23 protein-coding genes are annotated in these 17,876 nt (G+C 68.6%); 17 read left to right on the forward strand and 6 right to left on the reverse strand.

Annotated features, from left to right (window positions below; translation table 11 throughout):
• The first annotated feature begins 648 nt into the window (after positions 1-648).
• The 15 genes from ACTH43_RS16680 (at position 649) to ACTH43_RS16750 (ending at position 10,634) form a co-directional block, all read left to right on the forward strand.
• Positions 649-1,005, forward strand: a complete 357-nt coding sequence (locus ACTH43_RS16680; RefSeq protein WP_441446019.1) for a hypothetical protein — start codon at positions 649-651, stop codon at positions 1,003-1,005.
• On the forward strand, positions 1,002-3,701 hold the full coding sequence (locus tag ACTH43_RS16685) for a DUF3854 domain-containing protein (protein WP_441446020.1): 2,700 nt from the start codon (positions 1,002-1,004) through the stop codon (positions 3,699-3,701). Before ACTH43_RS16680 ends, ACTH43_RS16685 begins: the two co-directional genes overlap by 4 nt.
• Before the next feature lie 47 nt (positions 3,702-3,748).
• A complete protein-coding gene (locus tag ACTH43_RS16690) occupies positions 3,749-4,294 on the forward strand; it encodes a hypothetical protein (protein ID WP_441446021.1) in 546 nt (181 codons plus the stop codon).
• A gap of 34 nt (positions 4,295-4,328) precedes the next feature.
• Positions 4,329-4,505: a hypothetical protein gene (locus ACTH43_RS16695; RefSeq protein ID WP_441446022.1), complete on the forward strand. Its 177-nt coding sequence runs from the start codon at positions 4,329-4,331 to the stop codon at positions 4,503-4,505.
• 31 nt (positions 4,506-4,536) lie between these two features.
• Positions 4,537-5,280, forward strand: a complete 744-nt coding sequence (locus ACTH43_RS16700; RefSeq protein WP_441446023.1) for a hypothetical protein — start codon at positions 4,537-4,539, stop codon at positions 5,278-5,280.
• Positions 5,277-5,984 (forward strand): hypothetical protein, encoded by a 708-nt coding sequence (locus ACTH43_RS16705; RefSeq protein ID WP_441446024.1) that lies wholly within the window; start codon positions 5,277-5,279, stop codon positions 5,982-5,984. Before ACTH43_RS16700 ends, ACTH43_RS16705 begins: the two co-directional genes overlap by 4 nt.
• Positions 5,985-6,486: 502 nt before the next feature.
• A complete protein-coding gene (locus ACTH43_RS16710; protein WP_441446025.1) occupies positions 6,487-7,143 on the forward strand; it encodes a hypothetical protein in 657 nt (218 codons plus the stop codon).
• Positions 7,144-7,525: 382 nt separating this feature from the next.
• Positions 7,526-7,864, forward strand: a complete 339-nt coding sequence (locus ACTH43_RS16715; RefSeq protein WP_441446026.1) for a hypothetical protein — start codon at positions 7,526-7,528, stop codon at positions 7,862-7,864.
• Between the two features lie 34 nt (positions 7,865-7,898).
• Positions 7,899-8,411, forward strand: coding sequence for a hypothetical protein (locus ACTH43_RS16720; protein ID WP_441446027.1), 513 nt, complete (start codon positions 7,899-7,901; stop codon positions 8,409-8,411).
• A 99-nt stretch (positions 8,412-8,510) separates the two neighbouring features.
• The gene (locus ACTH43_RS16725) at positions 8,511-8,798 is read left to right on the forward strand and encodes a hypothetical protein (protein WP_441446028.1); all 288 of its coding nucleotides are present in this window, start codon (positions 8,511-8,513) and stop codon (positions 8,796-8,798) included.
• Positions 8,795-9,118, forward strand: a complete 324-nt coding sequence (locus ACTH43_RS16730; RefSeq protein WP_441446029.1) for a hypothetical protein — start codon at positions 8,795-8,797, stop codon at positions 9,116-9,118. The genes ACTH43_RS16725 and ACTH43_RS16730 overlap by 4 nt, the downstream gene beginning before the upstream one ends.
• A 33-nt stretch (positions 9,119-9,151) precedes the next feature.
• Positions 9,152-9,607 (forward strand): hypothetical protein, encoded by a 456-nt coding sequence (locus ACTH43_RS16735; protein WP_441446030.1) that lies wholly within the window; start codon positions 9,152-9,154, stop codon positions 9,605-9,607.
• A complete protein-coding gene (locus ACTH43_RS16740; RefSeq protein ID WP_441446031.1) occupies positions 9,604-10,014 on the forward strand; it encodes a hypothetical protein in 411 nt (136 codons plus the stop codon). Before ACTH43_RS16735 ends, ACTH43_RS16740 begins: the two co-directional genes overlap by 4 nt.
• Positions 10,015-10,054: 40 nt before the next feature.
• Positions 10,055-10,213, forward strand: coding sequence for a hypothetical protein (locus tag ACTH43_RS16745; RefSeq protein ID WP_441446032.1), 159 nt, complete (start codon positions 10,055-10,057; stop codon positions 10,211-10,213).
• Positions 10,214-10,247: 34 nt separating this feature from the next.
• Complete coding sequence (locus ACTH43_RS16750; RefSeq protein WP_441446033.1) at positions 10,248-10,634, forward strand: hypothetical protein; 387 nt, start codon at positions 10,248-10,250, stop codon at positions 10,632-10,634.
• A 156-nt stretch (positions 10,635-10,790) separates the two neighbouring features.
• On the opposite strand, the gene ACTH43_RS16755 is transcribed toward ACTH43_RS16750, so the two are convergent.
• From ACTH43_RS16755 to ACTH43_RS16770, 4 genes are all read right to left on the reverse strand, one after another.
• Positions 10,791-11,171 carry a hypothetical protein gene (locus tag ACTH43_RS16755; RefSeq protein WP_345076368.1) on the reverse strand — a complete coding sequence of 127 codons (381 nt, stop codon included), beginning with the start codon at positions 11,169-11,171 and terminating at the stop codon, positions 10,791-10,793.
• A complete protein-coding gene (locus ACTH43_RS16760; protein ID WP_441446034.1) occupies positions 11,171-11,569 on the reverse strand; it encodes a hypothetical protein in 399 nt (132 codons plus the stop codon). The genes ACTH43_RS16755 and ACTH43_RS16760 overlap by 1 nt, the downstream gene beginning before the upstream one ends.
• Before the next feature lie 707 nt (positions 11,570-12,276).
• Positions 12,277-12,822 carry a hypothetical protein gene (locus ACTH43_RS16765; protein ID WP_441446035.1) on the reverse strand — a complete coding sequence of 182 codons (546 nt, stop codon included), beginning with the start codon at positions 12,820-12,822 and terminating at the stop codon, positions 12,277-12,279.
• A gap of 23 nt (positions 12,823-12,845) precedes the next feature.
• Positions 12,846-13,283: a hypothetical protein gene (locus ACTH43_RS16770; protein WP_441446036.1), complete on the reverse strand. Its 438-nt coding sequence runs from the start codon at positions 13,281-13,283 to the stop codon at positions 12,846-12,848.
• Between the two features lie 185 nt (positions 13,284-13,468).
• Between ACTH43_RS16770 and ACTH43_RS16775 the strand changes: the two genes are divergently transcribed.
• Positions 13,469-14,353, forward strand: a complete 885-nt coding sequence (locus ACTH43_RS16775) for a 3-methyladenine DNA glycosylase (protein WP_441446037.1) — start codon at positions 13,469-13,471, stop codon at positions 14,351-14,353.
• A gap of 82 nt (positions 14,354-14,435) precedes the next feature.
• Here ACTH43_RS16775 and ACTH43_RS16780 read toward each other — a convergent pair whose 3' ends face one another.
• Both ACTH43_RS16780 and ACTH43_RS16785 read right to left on the reverse strand, forming a co-directional pair.
• The gene (locus ACTH43_RS16780) at positions 14,436-15,002 is read right to left on the reverse strand and encodes a DUF2199 domain-containing protein (RefSeq protein ID WP_441446038.1); all 567 of its coding nucleotides are present in this window, start codon (positions 15,000-15,002) and stop codon (positions 14,436-14,438) included.
• Positions 15,003-15,194: 192 nt separating this feature from the next.
• Positions 15,195-15,755, reverse strand: a complete 561-nt coding sequence (locus tag ACTH43_RS16785) for a trypsin-like serine peptidase (RefSeq protein WP_441446039.1) — start codon at positions 15,753-15,755, stop codon at positions 15,195-15,197.
• A gap of 420 nt (positions 15,756-16,175) precedes the next feature.
• Here ACTH43_RS16785 and ACTH43_RS16790 point away from each other — a divergent pair.
• Positions 16,176-17,876: DEAD/DEAH box helicase (locus tag ACTH43_RS16790; RefSeq protein WP_441446040.1), on the forward strand; the 1,701-nt coding region annotated here is incomplete at its 3' end.

A 17,876-nucleotide genomic window follows, 5' to 3' on the forward strand; every position in this document is an offset into this window, starting at 1 on the left:
CGCGAACAGGGAGATCAAACGTCCGCCCACAGGGAGATCCCGATGTCCCTTGACAGACCCGGGTACAACACGCACAAGCGTACAAACGCTCCTGACCTGCGGTTATGCTGTGCACCTTGTACGCGTTCCCGCCGAAGTGCCCCTTCTGGACCCCTCGATATCGCTCTGACCTGCATGTTCGCCGAAAACGTACGCGTACAAGGTCGGTACAGCCTCCGAGCGCCCGATCCAGAGCTCCGGAGACTGCTCCCGCTCGTGCCGCCGGCAACCCGGAGCCCTCTCCGGTGTGACGGACATCACATGAGAAGGTGTCTCCCGTAGCGGGAAGAGTCTCTTACACATGGTACTGTAGGTGTCACAACCGAATAGAAGCCCCGGAGGCCGAGTCCTCCACCGCCTGTCAGACCGGGCGGCTCGGGGCAGGGCATCAGTGGACCGCGCGGAGACGTGCGGCGGCCCAGTGGCGGGACAGCTAGGGAGCGACCCGCTCGGCATCAGCCGACGCGACTCACGCGGCGCACATCGCGGAGCACAGACCGGTAGGGGCGTCACCCCCGAAGACCGGTCGGTGGACCTTCCTGACACACAGCACGCACGAAGTCGCAGAGCCCTCTCCCTCGTTCACAGGACGAGTAGGAGAGACCCCCAATGGCCGCACGAGTGCGCACCACCGCCCCCCGCCTGATCCAGCGCGACGAAGTCCAGATCGACCCCGCCGCGTTCGGACTGACCGTCGAGGTCCGCGATCCGGAGATCATCCGCGACCTCATCGCCGACGGCAGTCTCGACGCCGTCATCTCCAGCGCGATCACCGCCGAGCTCATCGGCATCTCCGATACCTACCTCCGCAACCTCCGCTCGGTCGGGCAGGGGCCGGTCTCGCTCCGGTCCGCCACCACCGGCCACACCACCGGCTACCGCCTCTCCGACGTCCGCGCGTACATCGCGGGCCTGGATGACGACAGCGGCACCAACGCTGACGCCTCCACCGGCGGTGCGGCATGAGCGACACCACCCAGAACACCCTTCCCTCCGTCGACACCGTCACCGGCTCGCCCGAGTGGATCGAACTGGACGACGTTCCGGACGGCGCCCCGGAGCACATGTGGTACGCGATCGAGCGTGGCATCTCCTCCGGCGTCATGGTGGCCGCCTCCTGGACGAGCGTGGACACCCGCACGGAGGCCGAGGCGATCCTCGACGAGCAGTGCGGCTCCGTGCGCTTCTCCAAGCCCGTGATGGACCGTCTCGACGGCGGAGCGCTCATCATGCCGCGCAGGCGCATCGACGGCTCCGCCGGTGCCCCGCAGATCCGCCTGGACGACCCCCGCGTGGACGAGGACGGGAAGGCTACGAAGTTCGAGACCCCCTCGCGCTTCGCCACCGAGAAGGCCGGCCTGGTCCTCGCGCCCTCCGCGCCCATGTGGTGGGCTCCCCGGTCCTGGATCTCCGACGTGACCGTCCCCGTCATCATCTCCGAGGGTCCCAGCCGGGAACTCGCGATGGTCACCGCCGCGATCGCCGAGGAGGTGGCGGTCCTGCCCGTCACCCTCACCGGCGTCTCCATGGGCACCGGACGCGAGCACGAGGAGGACCACACCGGGAAGCGGGTCGTCAAGCGCCGCTGGCTCGAGGCCGACATCAAGAAGCTCGCCCTGCCGGGGCGCTCGTTCTACATCGCCTTCGACCACGACGTCCTCGTCAAGCGCCAGGTGCGCCGCGAGCTGGGCCACCTGGTGGACCTCCTGCGCGAGGCAGGGTGCGTCGTGCGCATCATCGTCCCTGCCGCAGTGGACGGCGTCACGGGCACCGGCCTGGACGACGCCCTGGCGGCCGGACAGACCCTGCAGGGCATGGTCGCTGAGTCGCTGGACGAACTTCCGAGTTCCGGCCGGGGTCCCACCCGTCGCTCCACCATCCTCGCCACCCTGGACGAGCCCACGAAGACCGAGGTTCTCGAGGGTGAGGTCACCTTCCCGGATGACGAGGCGCCTGCCGACCCCGGCTACGTGCCCGGAGTCCGGGGCCGCGTCATCGACGCGACCCCCTACTCGCTGGGCGACCTCACCGGCACGGCGTCGGGCATCGACCAGCTCTCCACGACGGTTGGCCTCCCCAGCGCGGAGGTCATCCGTCTGCACGGGTCGATCACCTGGAAGGACGTCTACACCGCGAAGAGCATCGCTCGCGGACTCGCCTCCCTCCTCCAGGACTTCTTCCGCTACGTCACCGAGACGTCGTCCTGGATCCGCTACGACGGCTCCCGCTGGGTCCCCACCCAGGCATCCGTGGTCCGCCAGTTGGTGGAGGGCGTCACCCAGGCCGAGCGCGACGCCGCAGTGGCATCGGGAGACGAAAACCGCGAGGCTCTCTCGACGACTCTGAACCTCTCCCGCTTCGATGCCTCGGTCGTCACGAGCCTCGAGCCGCGCCTGAGCGTCTCGGTGCACGACCTGGACGCCGACCCGGACGTACTGAACGTCCTGAACGGCACCCTCGACCTCCAGACCGGGACGCTCTACCCGCACAGCCCCAGCCACCTCATGACGAAGATCGCCGGGGCGGCGTACCGCACCGAGGACTCCTACTCCGAGGATGAGGCGGAGGCCCTCGCCCAGGCCAAGAAGGACGTCGCGGCAGTCGTGTCGACGACCGGTCCGGAGACCGAGGTGCACGACCACCTGGAACTCATCATGGGTCAGTCGGCCACCGGCCACCGCGCCACCGGCGACATCTCGCTGGTGGTCATGGAGGGCGGCGCGTCCAACGGCAAGTCTTCGCGCTTCAACCTCCTGCAGGCCACCCTCGGCGGCTACTGCGTCCAGGTGAGCCGGAAGGTGCTCCAGGAGGAGAGTTCGGACTCCAACGAGCGGGTCGCCCTCTGGGGCGCACGGCTCGTCCTCGTGGAGGAGCTGACGAACCGATCCGGCTCGATCGACGGATCGGCGATCAAGGATCTCACCGGCACGAAGTCGCTCAAGGTGCGCCCGCTGTACTCCGAGTGGCTCACCGTGCCGATGACCGCCAGGATCATCGCCTCGACCAACTCACTCCTGCGAGTGACCGAGGACGACCTGGGCATGTGGCGCCGCCTCCAGCGGATCGTGCACCCGTACACCTACGTCGAGAAGCCGACCAGCCCGCGCCACCGTCCCCGCGACGTGCGCATGGAGAACATCGAGGAGGACTCGTACGTCCGCGAGGAGTGGCTTCGTCTGCTCCTGCGAGGCGCCATGCGCTGGTACGCGATGCCCGACCGGAAGCTCCCCGGCCACGACGCATGGCCCGACAAGATCGTCTCGGACACCGCAGTGTGGCGCTCGGGCGAGAACCCCGCCGCCCGCATGGTCGAGGACCTGCTGGAGCCCTGCGAGGGCGCTGTGATCACCCTCGCCGACCTCCGCCGCGCCGCGAACCTCTGGCTCCACCACGAGGGGGCGCTCACGTCGGCGAACTCCAAGTGGTCCGAGAAGACGGTCCGCACGGCGATCCTCCAGGCCGACGTGGTCCGCGACGAGTGGGGCGTCACGTCTTCTCGCCAGCGGATGACCGCCGAGCGCGCCGCGCGCCGCTCGGTCATGACCGTGCGAGACGGGCGTGGGGTCCGCCGCGAAGACCCCACCCCCGTCGACAACGCCATCCCGATGGCCTTCGGGATGAAGTTCACCGACTACGTCCTGGATGTCCGAAACATCTGGTGACCCCACCAGCACGACACCGATCCGATCCGATCGCCAAGGAGAACACCATGAACACCACCGACACCACCACCCGCGTCCTCTACATCTCGGACGCTCCTGACTTCGTCCAGGGGCTCCCCGTGGGCACCGTCATCGTCCATCTCCGCACCGACCCGCCCCACAGCTACCCGCAGGCCGCTGAGCGCACCGCAGACGGCCCGTGGGCCGCTTCGGGCACCAGGGGCGTCTACAACCTCACCGACGCCGAGATCGTCGCTTCTGGGCTCCCCTGGATGACGCTGACCGTGCCGCCCGCCGATACGGCCGACGCCCTGGAGCACCCCTCCACCGCCTGGGGCCACCCCCGCTTCTGCGACCACTTCACCGCCGGGGACTTCACCTCCTCCGCCGACTACGTGGATCCGTCCTTCGTCTACGGGCACTCCCCGGCGGGACGCCTCATGGCCTACATCCGCCGGTGGGTGCCGACCGAGGACGACACCGCCCCGGACGTCTACCAGTGGGCACCGATCACGCACCACGCACCTCCCATGCCCGACCCCGTCGCCGACCGCCTCATGTCCGGGTGGACCGCCGCCCGTCTGACCGCCTGACCGACCACCGCACAGCACACCAAGGAGCACCGCCATGAACACCACCACCCACACCCCCGTCGCCCCGATCGATCCCTTCTTCGAGGACGCGGTGGACGCCGCCCCGGAGTTCGATCCGGACGCCCTCCCGACTCCCGCCCAGTGGGCCGAGCTCGACGATCGTGTCACCCGCCTGTGGGCCGAGCACACCAGCCGCAACAGCGGCAACTGACACCGCTGAGAAGACCGAGGAGCACACCGCCATGACGACGAACATCGACACCGCCGACGACGAGAGCACGCCGACCGCCGCCGACATCCGCACCGCCGTCCTGGCGGTCCGGGACCTCACCATCGAGGCCCTCACCGCTGGCCCCGCCACCCCGCGCTCTGCCGATCTCTCCGGCATGCCGCGCGGGGGCGGGGGCATCGACCGGCCCCTGCCCGGGGGATCGTCCACCTCCCTGCTCGGCCCGTACTCCGAGCCGACCGACGACACGTCCTACGAGCCCGACGACTCCCCCGTCGTCGCGCAGACCATCGTCGGGTGGGCACGCACCGTAGCCCGTCTCCGCTACGCCGCCGAGCCTCACGCGCTCGGTCCGGCCTTCACCTTCCTCGTCACCCAAGCGGACTTCGTCGCGGCCCAGCCGGCCCTCGCGGCGCGCCTCGCTCGGGAGGTCGAGGCCGTCGCCGCGGCGCTCCGCTCCGTCGTCCTGCCCGAGGTGGACGAGCGGCACGACTCCCGTCCCATGACGCTCCATCTGCCGGCGCTGGCCGGCGCCGTCCCGGACGACGCGATGCTCCTGCCGAGGGACGCCGAGAAGTTCGGCATCGACGGCGTCGCGGCATGGGCCTCGGTCCGCCGCTCGCGTCGCTCCGGCTACGGACCCCTCGGGGAGCCCGACTCGCAGGGGCGCTTCGAGATGAGCGGCTACCGGGCGTGGGTCGAGTACATCGAGGCCGAGCGCGCCCGCCGCGCGGCACGCACGGAGGTGGCGGCATGAGCGCCACCGACCGCTTCGGGGAGACGGTCCGCGTCGCGGATCCCGACTCGCTCACCGGCATGGTCCATGAGATCGCAGACCGCGCACGGCGCATCTCTCCGAGGCTCAACGAGTACGACATCACGGAGGCGCGCGGAGTCTCCCGCGTCCTCCTCACCCGGTGGACCCGAGGCGTCCCGTGCTCGGGCCTGCCGGACCCGGCGGCGACCCTCGCACGCGCCGCCGCGTTCCTCTCCGACATGCTCGACGGCGGCGATGCGGATCGCGTCGGAGACGAGGAGGGAGGCGACATCGACGAGGCCGAGGAGACCCTCGTCCGGCTGATCGCCGAGCACCCCGAGGACGACTGGCTCGGGCACCTCGAGTCCGTCCTCCCGGCGGCTCTGGCGGCCGCTCGGATCGTCGACGCACCGCCGTCCTTCCGGCTCGTCGAGTCGATGCACGGACTGCGCGGAGTGACCCCCATCTCCGGTGCCGGCGTCGTCCTGACGACCGACACCTGGCTCACCGGAACCGAGTGCCGGGAGCTCTTCCCCCAGGCGTCCCGGATCATCGAGAAGGCGATCCGAGACCGCGACGCATCGCCCGAGCCGGAGTCCTCGACCGCGCGCTCGTACCTCCCGCCGCTGGGCCACATCGATGCGCGCACCGCCATCGACACGGCCGTCCGTGTTCGTCACGCGATGGAGCGCCGAGCGGCGTAGAAGGCGCACTCCCGACGCGACGCGCCCCTGTTCCGAACGACGGATCGGGGGCGCTTCGCTGTCTGCGCCCCACCCGTCCCTGTGACCTGGTTCACAGACAAGAAGGCCACTGATAGTGCAAGCTGAAAGGTTTGCCGGAAGTGCTTGACATCGCCTTTGCGAGCAGTGCAAGATTGTCCTGAGGGACAGCCATGCCTGCTCCCCGGCGCCATCTCCTCGCCGGGTCGAGTGGTCGCTGTCCCTTCGTCATGTCGAGCGTCTCGTGCTGGGGCGACTCCGTGACTCTCTACCGCCCGGGCGGGTTCAAGCGCCGACACGCGCGTCACACCCCATGGACCCCATGTGTCCGAGCCACCCGCTCGGGCGGTACGCAGATTTCCCCCTCTCGGGGCGCACACCGTGCGCACTGATCGAGGGGCCAACGTCGGCCGACCCGCCGAGCCAACCCGCCCATCTCATCGCCCCTCCGGCTTCCCCACCCATGCGCCCGGAGGTGCTCGGCTTGTCTCTGTCCACCGTCTACGTTTCGCCCACCGAGGCGATCGACTCTTCGATCTTCGCGTGGGGCTACCACCAGTCCTCGTGCGCGCACTGCTCACGACCAACCGCTCATCGAGACCGCGACCGAGTCGCCTTCTGCGGGCCGACATGCCGTCGTCTGCACACTCGTCGCATCGAGTTCTCTCACGCTCACGGCATCACGTACAGCCGCCCGTACCGCACCGGCGAGTTCATCGCATTCCGGGAGGCACTCGCCCCCGGCTACGACGGGTGGGCGTCAACCGAGACCGTCATCGCCGAGCACTGCCTCATCGACCCGGACACCGGATGCTGGTACTGGCTCGGCGGGACGGAAACGTCCGGCTACGCCGACGGCGGTGGCGGACTCCGGCTCGTCCACCGTCACGCCCTCGCCGCGTACCTCGGACTCGAAACCCTTGGCGCCGGCACCGTGCATCACACCTGCCCCGGCGCCAACAGACTCACTCGCCGGTGCCTCGCTCCCGAACACCTGCAGATTGTGAGCCGTCACGAGAACGTCGCCGAGATGATCGAACGGACCGCCTACCGAAGCGCGATCGAGCTCCTCTCCGACGCGCTCCGCGCTCTCGATCCGGAACACCCGGCACTCGATCGGGCCGCGAAGATGGCCGCCTGACCGACCCCTCTCGGGACGTCGCGACGGAAAGTCGAAAGTTGTCACTTTACGGACGTAGGAATCCCACATCCTGGACACGCTCCCGCGCCGCTCGGGTCCCCCCTCTGGGAAGTATCCGTTTTCGATGCAGAGCAGTGCGTAGGCATACGCCAGCAGATCAACGTTTCGTCGAGCGTCACGCAAGCGTCCCGTCTCTCCGAGCGCTCGTCCTTCGGACTGCGGCAAGGCTCCCCAGCGAGTCTTCTGGCAGGCCCTCGCTTCGACAACGGCAAGCCTGGCTGAATGACTCCGTCTTGCTCATACCCGCTCGCCGCGCGGCCGTCACAGAACATCCGCCTCCGGCGGGAACACCCGCACACAGCACGCACGACCAAGGAGAATCATGAACAGCGCAAGCGCCAACGGACCCGCCCTCTCACTCGTCACCTCGTCCGACCAGTCGCGCGAGCGACGCACCACGCTGAGCGCCGACGGAGACCGTCGGCCGATCCTCGCCTTCCAGCTCTCCGGATCGCACATCGGCACGAGCATCACCGCCGTCGAGGACGGCATCACGGTCACCCTCACCGCAGACCGGATCGAGCACACCTCCGACTGCGTCACCATCACGGACACCGACGACCCGAGCGACCCCGTGGTCCTCCACCGCATGGCGGAGGTTCTCGTTCCCACTCGGGTCCAGATCGACGCACTCGTCGACGACGACCGATCCGCCGCCTGAGCGCGGCACCCACCCGCACAAGGATTTCTCGCCCATGAACACCACCATCGGACAGCGCGTCTGGGATGACGTCCCCGTTGCCAACTTCTCCGCGACCGACGAGCCCGTGCAGGGCCTCCTCACCGACGACCAGCTCTCCGACTCCACCGACGCCGAGGTCGCACGGGTCCTCTCTTCGCGCGTCGCACCGACCGACGCCCCGGACATCTTCCACGCCGAGGATCTCAACGAGTTCGACAACGAGGCCGTCGCCGACAACGAGTCCGTCGGCAATACCACTCTCGCGGCAGTCGACCTCTCGGGCCGGTTCCTGTTCGACCGCGTCGCGGTACCGACCGACTCCACTCCCGAGACCATCACCCCCGCGCGCATCGACCACAGCTACGACACCGACAGCGATGTGTGGCAGGTCACGCTTCATGGCACCGACGGTCGGGAGTTCACCTTCGACCCCGAGGTCACCGTCATCGCTCTCGCCCCCGGCGCAGAAGTCCAGTCGGCGACCCGCTACTACGACAAGTCGTCCGTCGCGCGCATCGGCGCTTGACCGACGCCGGCGACAGCTCACTAAGGGCTGTCGCCCATGCCCGATACCCGACCGCACAGCACGCGGCCGGGGATCACCTCACGCCCAAGGAGAACTGACATGGCCGGGTTCCTCGCCGCCGTCATCACCAGCCTGCTCATCGCTTTCGCCGTCGTCATGCTCGTACTCGCCATCGGGTACGCGGCGGGCTTCGCGTGCGGCGGACGTAGCACGCCTGGCCGCTATGCACTGCGCATCGCCATCGCTCTGCCGGTCGCTATCGCCGCCGTCACGGTGTCCGTCCACTACCTCGCCCCCGGTTCGCTCCCGCCCTACCTCGTCATCGCGGCGTTCGGCTTCGCGGCGGGCTACAAGGGCTACAAGAAGACAACGGGGATGTCCAAGTGACCGATCGACTCACGCGCACCTTCGACCACCGACCGACCGAGTTCACGACCGACATCCCGCGCTCCGGATCCATCGCCGTCCAGTGGCAGACCCGGGACGCTACCGCCGTGGCGTCGGCGTACACGATCGTCGCCGTCACCCTCCCGGACCGCGACGTCGACGTCTCTCGTCAGTGGCACAACGCCGTCGACGACACGGACGACGATCACGCCGTCCTCATCGCGGTGCGCGACCTCATCGAGGACGCGCTCCGACACCGTCTCGCCGGACCCACCCCGGCCGAGAAGGCAGTCCGCTACGGCGTCCCGCGCCGCCGCTGACAACACCCAACCCAGCACCAAGGAGACACGCCCATGTCCACGAACACCACCGACTGCGTCGCTCACGCCGCGTCCGACATCCGCCGCACCACCTACCTCGCCGTCACCGCCGCGATCTACCTCTCGGCCATCGTCGCGATGCCCTACCCGAGCCAGACCCACGCCGGCCTGATGTACCTCGGGCTCTCGGCACTCGTGGCGATCGCCGCGTACCTCGGGCTCGCCCGGGCGGGTGCGTACTCGTCGATGCGCGGCGCTCCCCGCCACGCGCTCCACGCGCTCTCCTCGGCCTCCGCCGGCGTCGTCACGTTCTTCGCTCTGGACGGCCTGGCATCCGCCGTCAGCGACCTCTCCATCGCGCTCGCGCTCGGCATCGGAGCGGACTTCGTCGCCGTCGAGCGGGCCTACGCGGTGTTCGTCTACGTCGCACTGACCGTCGCCGCCGCACTCGCCGCTCGGGCGATCATCTCGCCGAGGCGAGACCGATGATCCGGCGCGGCATCCTCGCCGTCCTCGGGACGGAGACCGGGCGCCGCGCACTCGCCACCACCGTCACCGCGGGCGTCTCTGCTACCGGCAGGGGCGCCCGCGCTGTCGTGCGTGCCGCCCGCCCGGATGTCAACAACCCCCGCCGCACCGCAGTGGCGGGCGTCGTCGTGGGGCTCGTGGCGATGCTCATCACGGGCTCCCTCCACATCGGCCTCGGCGTCATCGCCGGGTACCTGATCGTCTCCGGCGCCCAGGGCGTCCGGCTCCACGCTCGCCCGGTCGAGGACCTCCCCGAGACCGAGCGCCGCACCTACGCGCCTCTGCCGGCGCGGGCCGAGGCACGTCGTCTCGACATCGACTCGGACCTCACTGCGCCCGCCGCTCTGCCCGAGCGACGCACTCGCTGATCGTCACCCGCCGCCGTGCATAACTACCCAAGGAGAACTCATGCCCGTACCGACCACCGTCCCGACCGACGAGCCGAGGCTCTGGGGCATGACCGCCGCTGAGGTGGCCGACCGCGTCGAGGCCGCCCGCCCGAGGTGGATCCTCACCGCCAAGCTCATCGAGGCCGAGCACGCCTGGGCTCACACGCCCGACCGCTGACAACAGCACCACCACCCACGAAGGAGACACGCCCATGTCCACCACCACCGCTACTCCCCGCCGCCGCAAGGGCGCGGCCCCGATCATCTTCATCGTCGGCGCCGTGCTCCTCGCGCTGATCCTCGTCTCGGCTCTCGCCCCGCGCGCCTGGAAGGCGGGCGACACGGAGTCCGCCGCCGGCCCGACCGCCGCCACGGCCGAGCCCGCCGGCCCGATCGTCACCGGTGGGACCTCGACCCTCGAGGACGAGATCATCGGGGACGTCTCGACCGGCAACAGGGTCCTCGTCCACAAGCTCTCCGTCGAGCTCCCCGACGGCGGTACGGAGACCTGGGAGGTGTCGGACGCCACCTGGAGTACCTGCACCGCCGGCGACACGGCTACCCGGGACGCCACCACGGGACTGGTCACCTGCACGTGACCCGCCCCCTCATTCCGACCCCCGGGGTTCATGGGCGTGCCCCGGGGGTCTAGCGTAGAGCGAGACGACGAAACCCCTCCGTGGCCCATCAGGCGCTCCGGAGGGGTTTCGGGGGTCAGCCGTAAAGGCCGCCACCTCGTCCCGGGATGCGGGGGATCAGGAGATTTCGGGGAGCAGTTCGGCCATCTCGCTGAAGCTGTGGAAGTAGGGAATGGTGCTGCCCACGATGGGCTGCAGGATGGTGACCGCGACGCCCAGGGCCCCGAAGATGTCCTTGGAGTAGGCCAGCACGCTACGGCTGGACAAGAACAAGCCAACCGCCCACACGATGGTGATGACCCATTCGACGCCCAGGATGGCAAGTGCGTTGGGATTGGTATCGGGAATGAGAATCGCAACGATCTGAGTGATGATCATGGCGAGCATTGCTGCGGCGGCGACGGAGAATGCCACGACGCCTGACCGCTTCACCAGCCAATTCCTGGCGGGATTCATCGCGCCCTCCAGATTGCCGAAGTACTTGAATTCACTCTGCATCAGTAGTACACCGCCGAGAGGATAGAGAAGGACATGATGTAGGCCATGAAGATGATGACCGGAGAACCGAGGGCCAGGATGAGGCCGACAACTGCCATCCACTTGTGACCGAAGCCCTTGAGCCCCTTGATGGCTAGGATGATGGTGCCGATCCAGTAGGCGACCGTCATGAGCAGAGAGATGATGGAGCTGCGAGGCGTGATGATGAACTGAAGGATGGTCACGAAGCTGACGCCCGTTCCATCAGCCTGCTCGCCTGCGCCCAACTCTCCTTCGGAGGCTTCGGCGTATGCCAGGGTGGGAGCCATGGCAATGATGCCGAACACCGTCGATATGCCAAACCCGATGAGCAGCAGCGAGAGCACCATTGATGCAAACGCCGCCTTGTTGTCAATCACTAGTGCGTTTCCCCTCATTCGGTCGATCAGAGCGATGGGTGGATCATCGCTCTGGATAGTCTATCCTCAGACTGCTGGAGGATTCCGCCTTTGGTGCATCTTCGCGATGGTGCGTCGAGTGCGCTCGTCCATCCCCCTGCCGGGACCTCGCGCATAGCTGTCGGCGTACTCCTGGCGCTCGGCGTCCGCGCTGGCCGCCGTCGCCTGTGTGCTGACGTGCCTCGTCGCCGCCAAGGCCGGCTCCGGCGACGGCTCCGGCGACTCCCCGGCCTTCGGGTCGGCCGAGGCCGGCCTTCTCGCCGACCGCGCGCCGTCGCCCTACCACGAACAGCCCTCCGACTGACCCTTGCCCCCGCTTCGAGCACAGCGCTCGGGGCGGGGGCTTTCTTCGTGCCCCGCGCCGACTGGACGCCGCCCACTTCGCCCCGGCAGACCGTCTGCTCGACGCGAAGGGAAACGCAATGCGCTACATTTCGGCATTCTTCCAGACAATGATCGGATATCTCTTCGGCGCCGGTGTAGTTTCTCGGCCAGGCCGTCGGATAATAGGCGGAATACTCGGGTGCGGGTGTCTGGTCCTCATTCTGGGAATGGCCGCACTAACGCTCTACTCGATCTTGGACTTTCACGGCAGAATATAGCGGCACACGAGCAGGCCCCCGTCTCGACAAACGAGGCGGGGGCCTTTTCGAGTTTCCGAGGGGGAATCACCTGTAGATGCGCATCTCCAGGACTCGGTAGGTCACCGGGGCGCCGTCCGAATCCCAGTCCTCCTCGATCCTCACCATCTGGGTGCCGAACTCGTCGTCCACGTAGCGCACGAACCGGAGGCCGGCGAGCGGGTCGCGCCGGTCGCGCGGGTCCGAGCCCGCGAGGTAGAGGCCCTCGATCTCGTCCAGGAGGATCCCCCAGGCGAGCATGACCGACTCGCCCTCGTCCAGGACGGCCTTGACGCCGAACTGGCCCCACTCGCCGTACGGAACCGGCTCACCGTCGTAGTAGCGCTCGACCTGATCCAGGGTCACCGAGCGCGCGAGCATCTCGGACTCCTCACAGCGGTGCGTCGCCGCGGCGGCGGCACGACGCCCGTTCGAAGAGTCCTCCCCGTCGCGGAAGCGGCACTGGTCGGCCTCGTGCCGCGCGTTCGGCTCGGCGGTGATGTGGAGGGCCTCCTGGCGCTTGTCGCGCGGGAAGTAGCGGTCCACGAGGCGGATGGAGGAGCGGGTGGCCGGAGCGATAGCGTTGGCGGTCATGAAGATTCCTCCTTGTTCTCCGATCAGAAGATCGGATCGTCCTTGGGGTCAGAATCCCAAGCGGTGCCCCCGGGCGGGGCGGAAAAGCGGACAGAAACTGAATCGCGTGACTGCAAATAGATTCGGCCCGCTAGAACCCGCCAATAGGTGGCCGGCATCTCGTATCCGCGAAGCTCCTTCTTCGTCACCCGGTCACTCCTCGGGACGCTCACCGAGATCTCCTCCCGGGCGGTCTGCAGAGCCGCCTCGTCGAGGATCTGCTGGGTACCTTCCAAGACCTCTTCGATCACGAGCCGGGCGACGGCCGGAACGCGCTTCGTGTCGTCGGCCCACCAGCGCGTGACCGTCGAGACGCTCACCTCGCACGCCTCGGCCACCCACCCGTCGGTCAGCCCGAGCATGTCCACCACGCACCGAAGCTCGGCTCCGGTCATCTTCGGTCTCGCCGCCATATCGACCATCTCCTTGTCGTCGTGACGCCCCCCGTCGCTTCCTGGCGTCTCCTGTCTGACACTGACAGTACCCTTGTCACACTGATGCGTCAACCCAGGCGGTCTGACAGACGAAGCCCGAGTCGCGAGAGGGAGTCTGTCAGAATGGAGGTCGCTGTCGATCCGGCCGCTCCGAGGCCCGTTTCGAGGCCTCTGTGGGATCCACATGGCTTTCCAATGGCTACTCGGAGGCCTCTTCGGGGTCCGCTCCGTGCCTGGAACGTCGGTACCGGGCATTACTGTTCACCTACTACCCGTTCTCCGCCGCCAGGCTGCGTCGCTGGCACCCGGGCTGGGAGGTCGCCTACGACGCGGCGGCCGACATCGACGAGAACGGAACGAGCCTGATCGCGGACGTCGACGAGGCCGGGCACCGCTCCTGGTACCTCGACTCCCCCGGGCCGGTTCCGCTGCGGCGCGCCGACGTCACGCGATACCTCGACGAGCGCGGTGACGCCCTCGATTTCATGACCCGGCTGCTCTCCGCGTCCTCGCTCACGCACCGGCGGCCGGAGTTCGGCTGCTTCGGCCTGCACGAGTGGGCGATGGTGCACCGGGTGCCCGCCGGCGCACAGCGCCACGAGGACCTTCCACTGCGGCTCTCCCCGGCGCAGACCGATGCGGTGGTGGAGCGGGAGAACCTGGTCTGCTCCCACATCGACGCCTTCCGCTTCTTCACCCCGTCGGCCGCACCGCGCAATGCGTCGGAGCCCACGCGAGCCACGCAGGTCGAGAACGACAACCCGGCCTGCCTCCACGTGGGGATGGATCTGTACAAGTGGGCCATGAAGCTCACGCCGCTCGTGCCCTCCTCGCTCGTGCTGGACTGCTTCGAGCACGCTCGCGAGACGCGGGTGCTGGACATGGAGGCGAGCCCGTACGACGTGCGACCGCTCGGTTACGGAGTGGTGCCGATCGAGACGCCGGCGGGGAAGGCCGAGTACGTGCGCCGTCAGCGGGCGTTGGCCGCACGGGCCGATGTGCTGCGGGAGCGACTGCTGGCCGCGGTCTCCCCGCTAGTCGACGTCCCTGCGGCCTGAGCGGTGCCGTTCCTGGGGGCGGAGCGCCTCGGCATCTGCCGCTCGGGCTCCGCTCGCCGGCGCCGACCTCGTGGTCCTGGCCTCATCCCTCGAGTCCGGGCGGCGTCGCTCCGTCCCTCCCGAGCAGGAAGGCGCGGATCCTCAGCTCCGCCTCCGCGCGACTGATGCCGCTGTGGGCATCTCGCGCCAGGAGATGGCCGTGGAGCGAGTCCGGCCGCAGTCGGGGCCGGTGCGGGAACGGCAGGCATTCGATCTGCAGCGGCACGACCTCCGTGCCCTCGTACCCGGGGATCTCGTTCGCCGGCGCGCCCACGTACGTCGCCCCGCCCTCGGTGTCCTCGAAGTGCAGCTGATAGTCCAGGAACACCTCCTCGGAGACCTCCGCCCAGAGCCCGTACTCCAGGGTGATGTCCTCACCGATGATGGGAAGGGACAGGCAGCCGCGCACGAAGCAGCGCACCCCCTGCCCGTCGGCGATCCAGCAGAGGTCGTTCGTCGCCGCCGCGTGGTGTCGACGCCGGTGGCGCGGCAGCGCCACATACCGGTCCGGACGCTGGAAGCTCAGCGCCGGCCACGGGGACTCCTTCCCGCCGTCGGTGCCTGAATGCTCGCGCCCGCAGGCCGAGCAGCGGTAGTCGATGCCCACCATGCCCGCTCCCCTCACCTCGTCCCCGCGCCCCATCGGCCTCGGGTCCCCGCACAGTAGGGGCGGCCGAGGCTGCGCTGCGGGGGCCACAGCTCGGCGGTGGAGGAAGACGCCCTGGGGAGGAACGGACGGTCGGCCCCACACCGAGGGCCGGCACCCCATGGATGCCGGGCCTCGCGTGCAGTGGTCGAGCGCTCAGAGAGCGGCGGCCGCCTTGTAGGCGTCCTGTGCGTCCTCTCCGAAGGACGGGCCGTACATGACGTTCTTCTGGGTGGTGCAGCCGAAGCTGTTGACGGAGTTCTGCGCCCCGTCATCGAGGAACCAGGGACCACCTGAGGAGCCGCCGGTCATGTCGCAGTCGATGCCCTGGGACAGGGTGCCGCCGACGGTGTCGTCGAAGGCCGTGCCGGTGCAGGACTCGAGGGACTCGCCGTCGAAGGGCGAGGCGGCTGGGTACCCGTAGGCTGTGCAGTGCTGGCCACGGGCCTGGTTGAACGCGCTGCCCGAGGTGCCGACGACGGACTCCAGGGTGCCCGCGCCGCTGTCCGGGACGACCTTGGTGAAGGCGACGTCGTCGATGATGTCCTCCTGCTGCACCCACTGGTCGGTGGAGACCAGGTCGGTCGCCGCCCAGGTGCCGGGAGGCGCGGCGCCATGGTTGTAACCGGGCACGAACACCCAGTTGGTGGCCCAGGCGCCGGTGTCGTTCACGCAGTGCCCGGCGGTGGCCACGGTGGCGCCGTTGCCGGAGGCCACGGAATTGCCGGAGCAGCTGTGATCCGGGCCACTGCGTCCACTCACTCCAGAACGCCCATACGTCCGGAACGCACCCCCCTCGGAGCTGCTGCTCTGCAGTTGTCGGGGCGTTCGCCTCCTCTCCGTCGCGACCGTCGTCAGCACAGGTCCTCGGTCCGCAGCAGCTCCCGACATCCCCCGGGGAGGCCACACCGTCCTCGCGATTGTCACGATCGGATCACGAACACTCGAGAGGGGTGGGGACCGCGCCGCGGTGGCGCTGCTCGTCCCAGTGCTCGAGCGCACCCTCTCCGGCTCGCTCCGCCGGAGTGAGGGAGGGATCCTGCGAACGTCATGCGGGCATCATCGTCCTTCCGTCGGGTCTCGAGGGCAGCGGGATGCCCGGGGATGCGGGTCCGGCCTGCCTGGCAGACTGGGGCCATGCCGACCCTGATGCCGTTCCTGCCCGAGAGCTCCACCGACGCCGGACAGGACGCGATCGTCGACGGCTTCATCGAGGCCCAGGAGACCGTCGGCCGCACGCTGTACCCGCACCAGGAGGAGGCGCTGCTGGCGATCGCGGCCGGGGACCACGTCATCGCGGCCACGCCCACCGGGTCCGGGAAGACCACGATCGCGTATTCCGCGATCTTCGCCGCCATGGCCCGCGGGGAGCGCTCGTACTACACCGCCCCCGTCAAGGCACTGGTGAGCGAGAAGTTCTTCGATCTGGTCTCGCAGTTCGGGGCCGAGAACGTGGGCATGATGACGGGCGACTCCTCCGTGAACCACGGCGCCCCGATCATCGTGTGCACCGCCGAGATCTTCGCCAACCATGCTCTGCGCGACGGCCCCGGCAGCGACGTGGGCCTGGCGGTGATGGACGAGTTCCATTTCTACGGCGACCCGCAGCGCGGCTGGGCCTGGCAGGTGCCCCTGGTCGAGCTGCCCGACTGCCAGTTCGTGCTGATGAGCGCGACCCTGGGCGATGTGACGCGCTTCGTCGACGATCTCGAAGAGCGCACCGAGCGGGACGTGAGCGTCATCGACGACGCCCCGCGGCCGGTGCCGCTGGACTTCCGCTGGTCCCTCGAGCCGCTGCCGGAGACGATCCAGACGGTCCTCACCGATCGCGATGCGCCCGTCTACATCGTCCACTTCACCCAGAAGGACGCCCTCGAGCAGGCCCAGGCGATGCAGGGTCAGAAGATCCTCGGCCCCGAGGAGAAGGAGCGGATCCGCGAGATCATCGGGGACTTCCGCTTCTCCAAGGGCTTCGGCCAGATCCTCTCCCGCCTGGTGCGCGAGGGGATCGGCGTGCACCACGCCGGGATGCTCCCGAAGTACCGGCGTCTGGTGGAGAAGCTCGCCCAGTCCGGGCTGCTGAAGATCATCTGCGGCACCGACACCCTCGGCGTGGGCATCAATGTGCCGATCCGCACCGTGCTGCTGACCGGGCTGGCGAAGTTCGACGGCAAGCGGATGCGACTGCTGAACGCGCGGGAGTTCCATCAGATCGCGGGCCGCGCGGGACGCGCCGGCTTCGACACCATCGGCCATGTGGTGGTGCAGGCGCCGACCTGGACCATCGAGTTCGAGAAGGAGCGGGCCAAGCATCGATTGCGGGAGGAGTCCGGCAAGGTCTCCAACAATGCCAAGAAGCGCAAGAAGGAGCCCAAGCCCCGGATCCCCGAGGGCGCGGTCTCCTGGTCCGAGGCGACCATGGCCAAGCTGGTCGAGAACGCTCCGGAGCCGCTGCGTCCGCATCTGAAGATCACCGCGGGGATGGTGCTGGCCCTGATCTCCCGGCCGGGGGATGCGATCGCCTCGGGCCGGCACCTGATCATGACCAGCCACCAGACGACGGGACAGAAGCTCACGCTGGTCAAGGACGCCGTGGAGATCTTCCGCGGGTTGAAGGACGCGGAGATCATCGAGGTGCTCGAGGAGCCGGACCATCTCGGTCGACGCTTCGCGCTGGTCGAGGACCTGCAGCTGGACTTCACCATGAACCAGCCGCTGGCACCCTTCGCGATCGCGATGATCGATTCGCTGGACGAGGAGTCCGAGTCGCTCACCCTCGATACCGGGCTCTTCCCGGTTCGTGGTGATGGGGAGCGTCGCGTCGTTGACGTAGAACGG

Origin of the sequence: Brachybacterium sp. (assembly GCF_052095815.1) — a bacterium.
In the GTDB taxonomy this organism is placed as follows: domain Bacteria; phylum Actinomycetota; class Actinomycetes; order Actinomycetales; family Dermabacteraceae; genus Brachybacterium.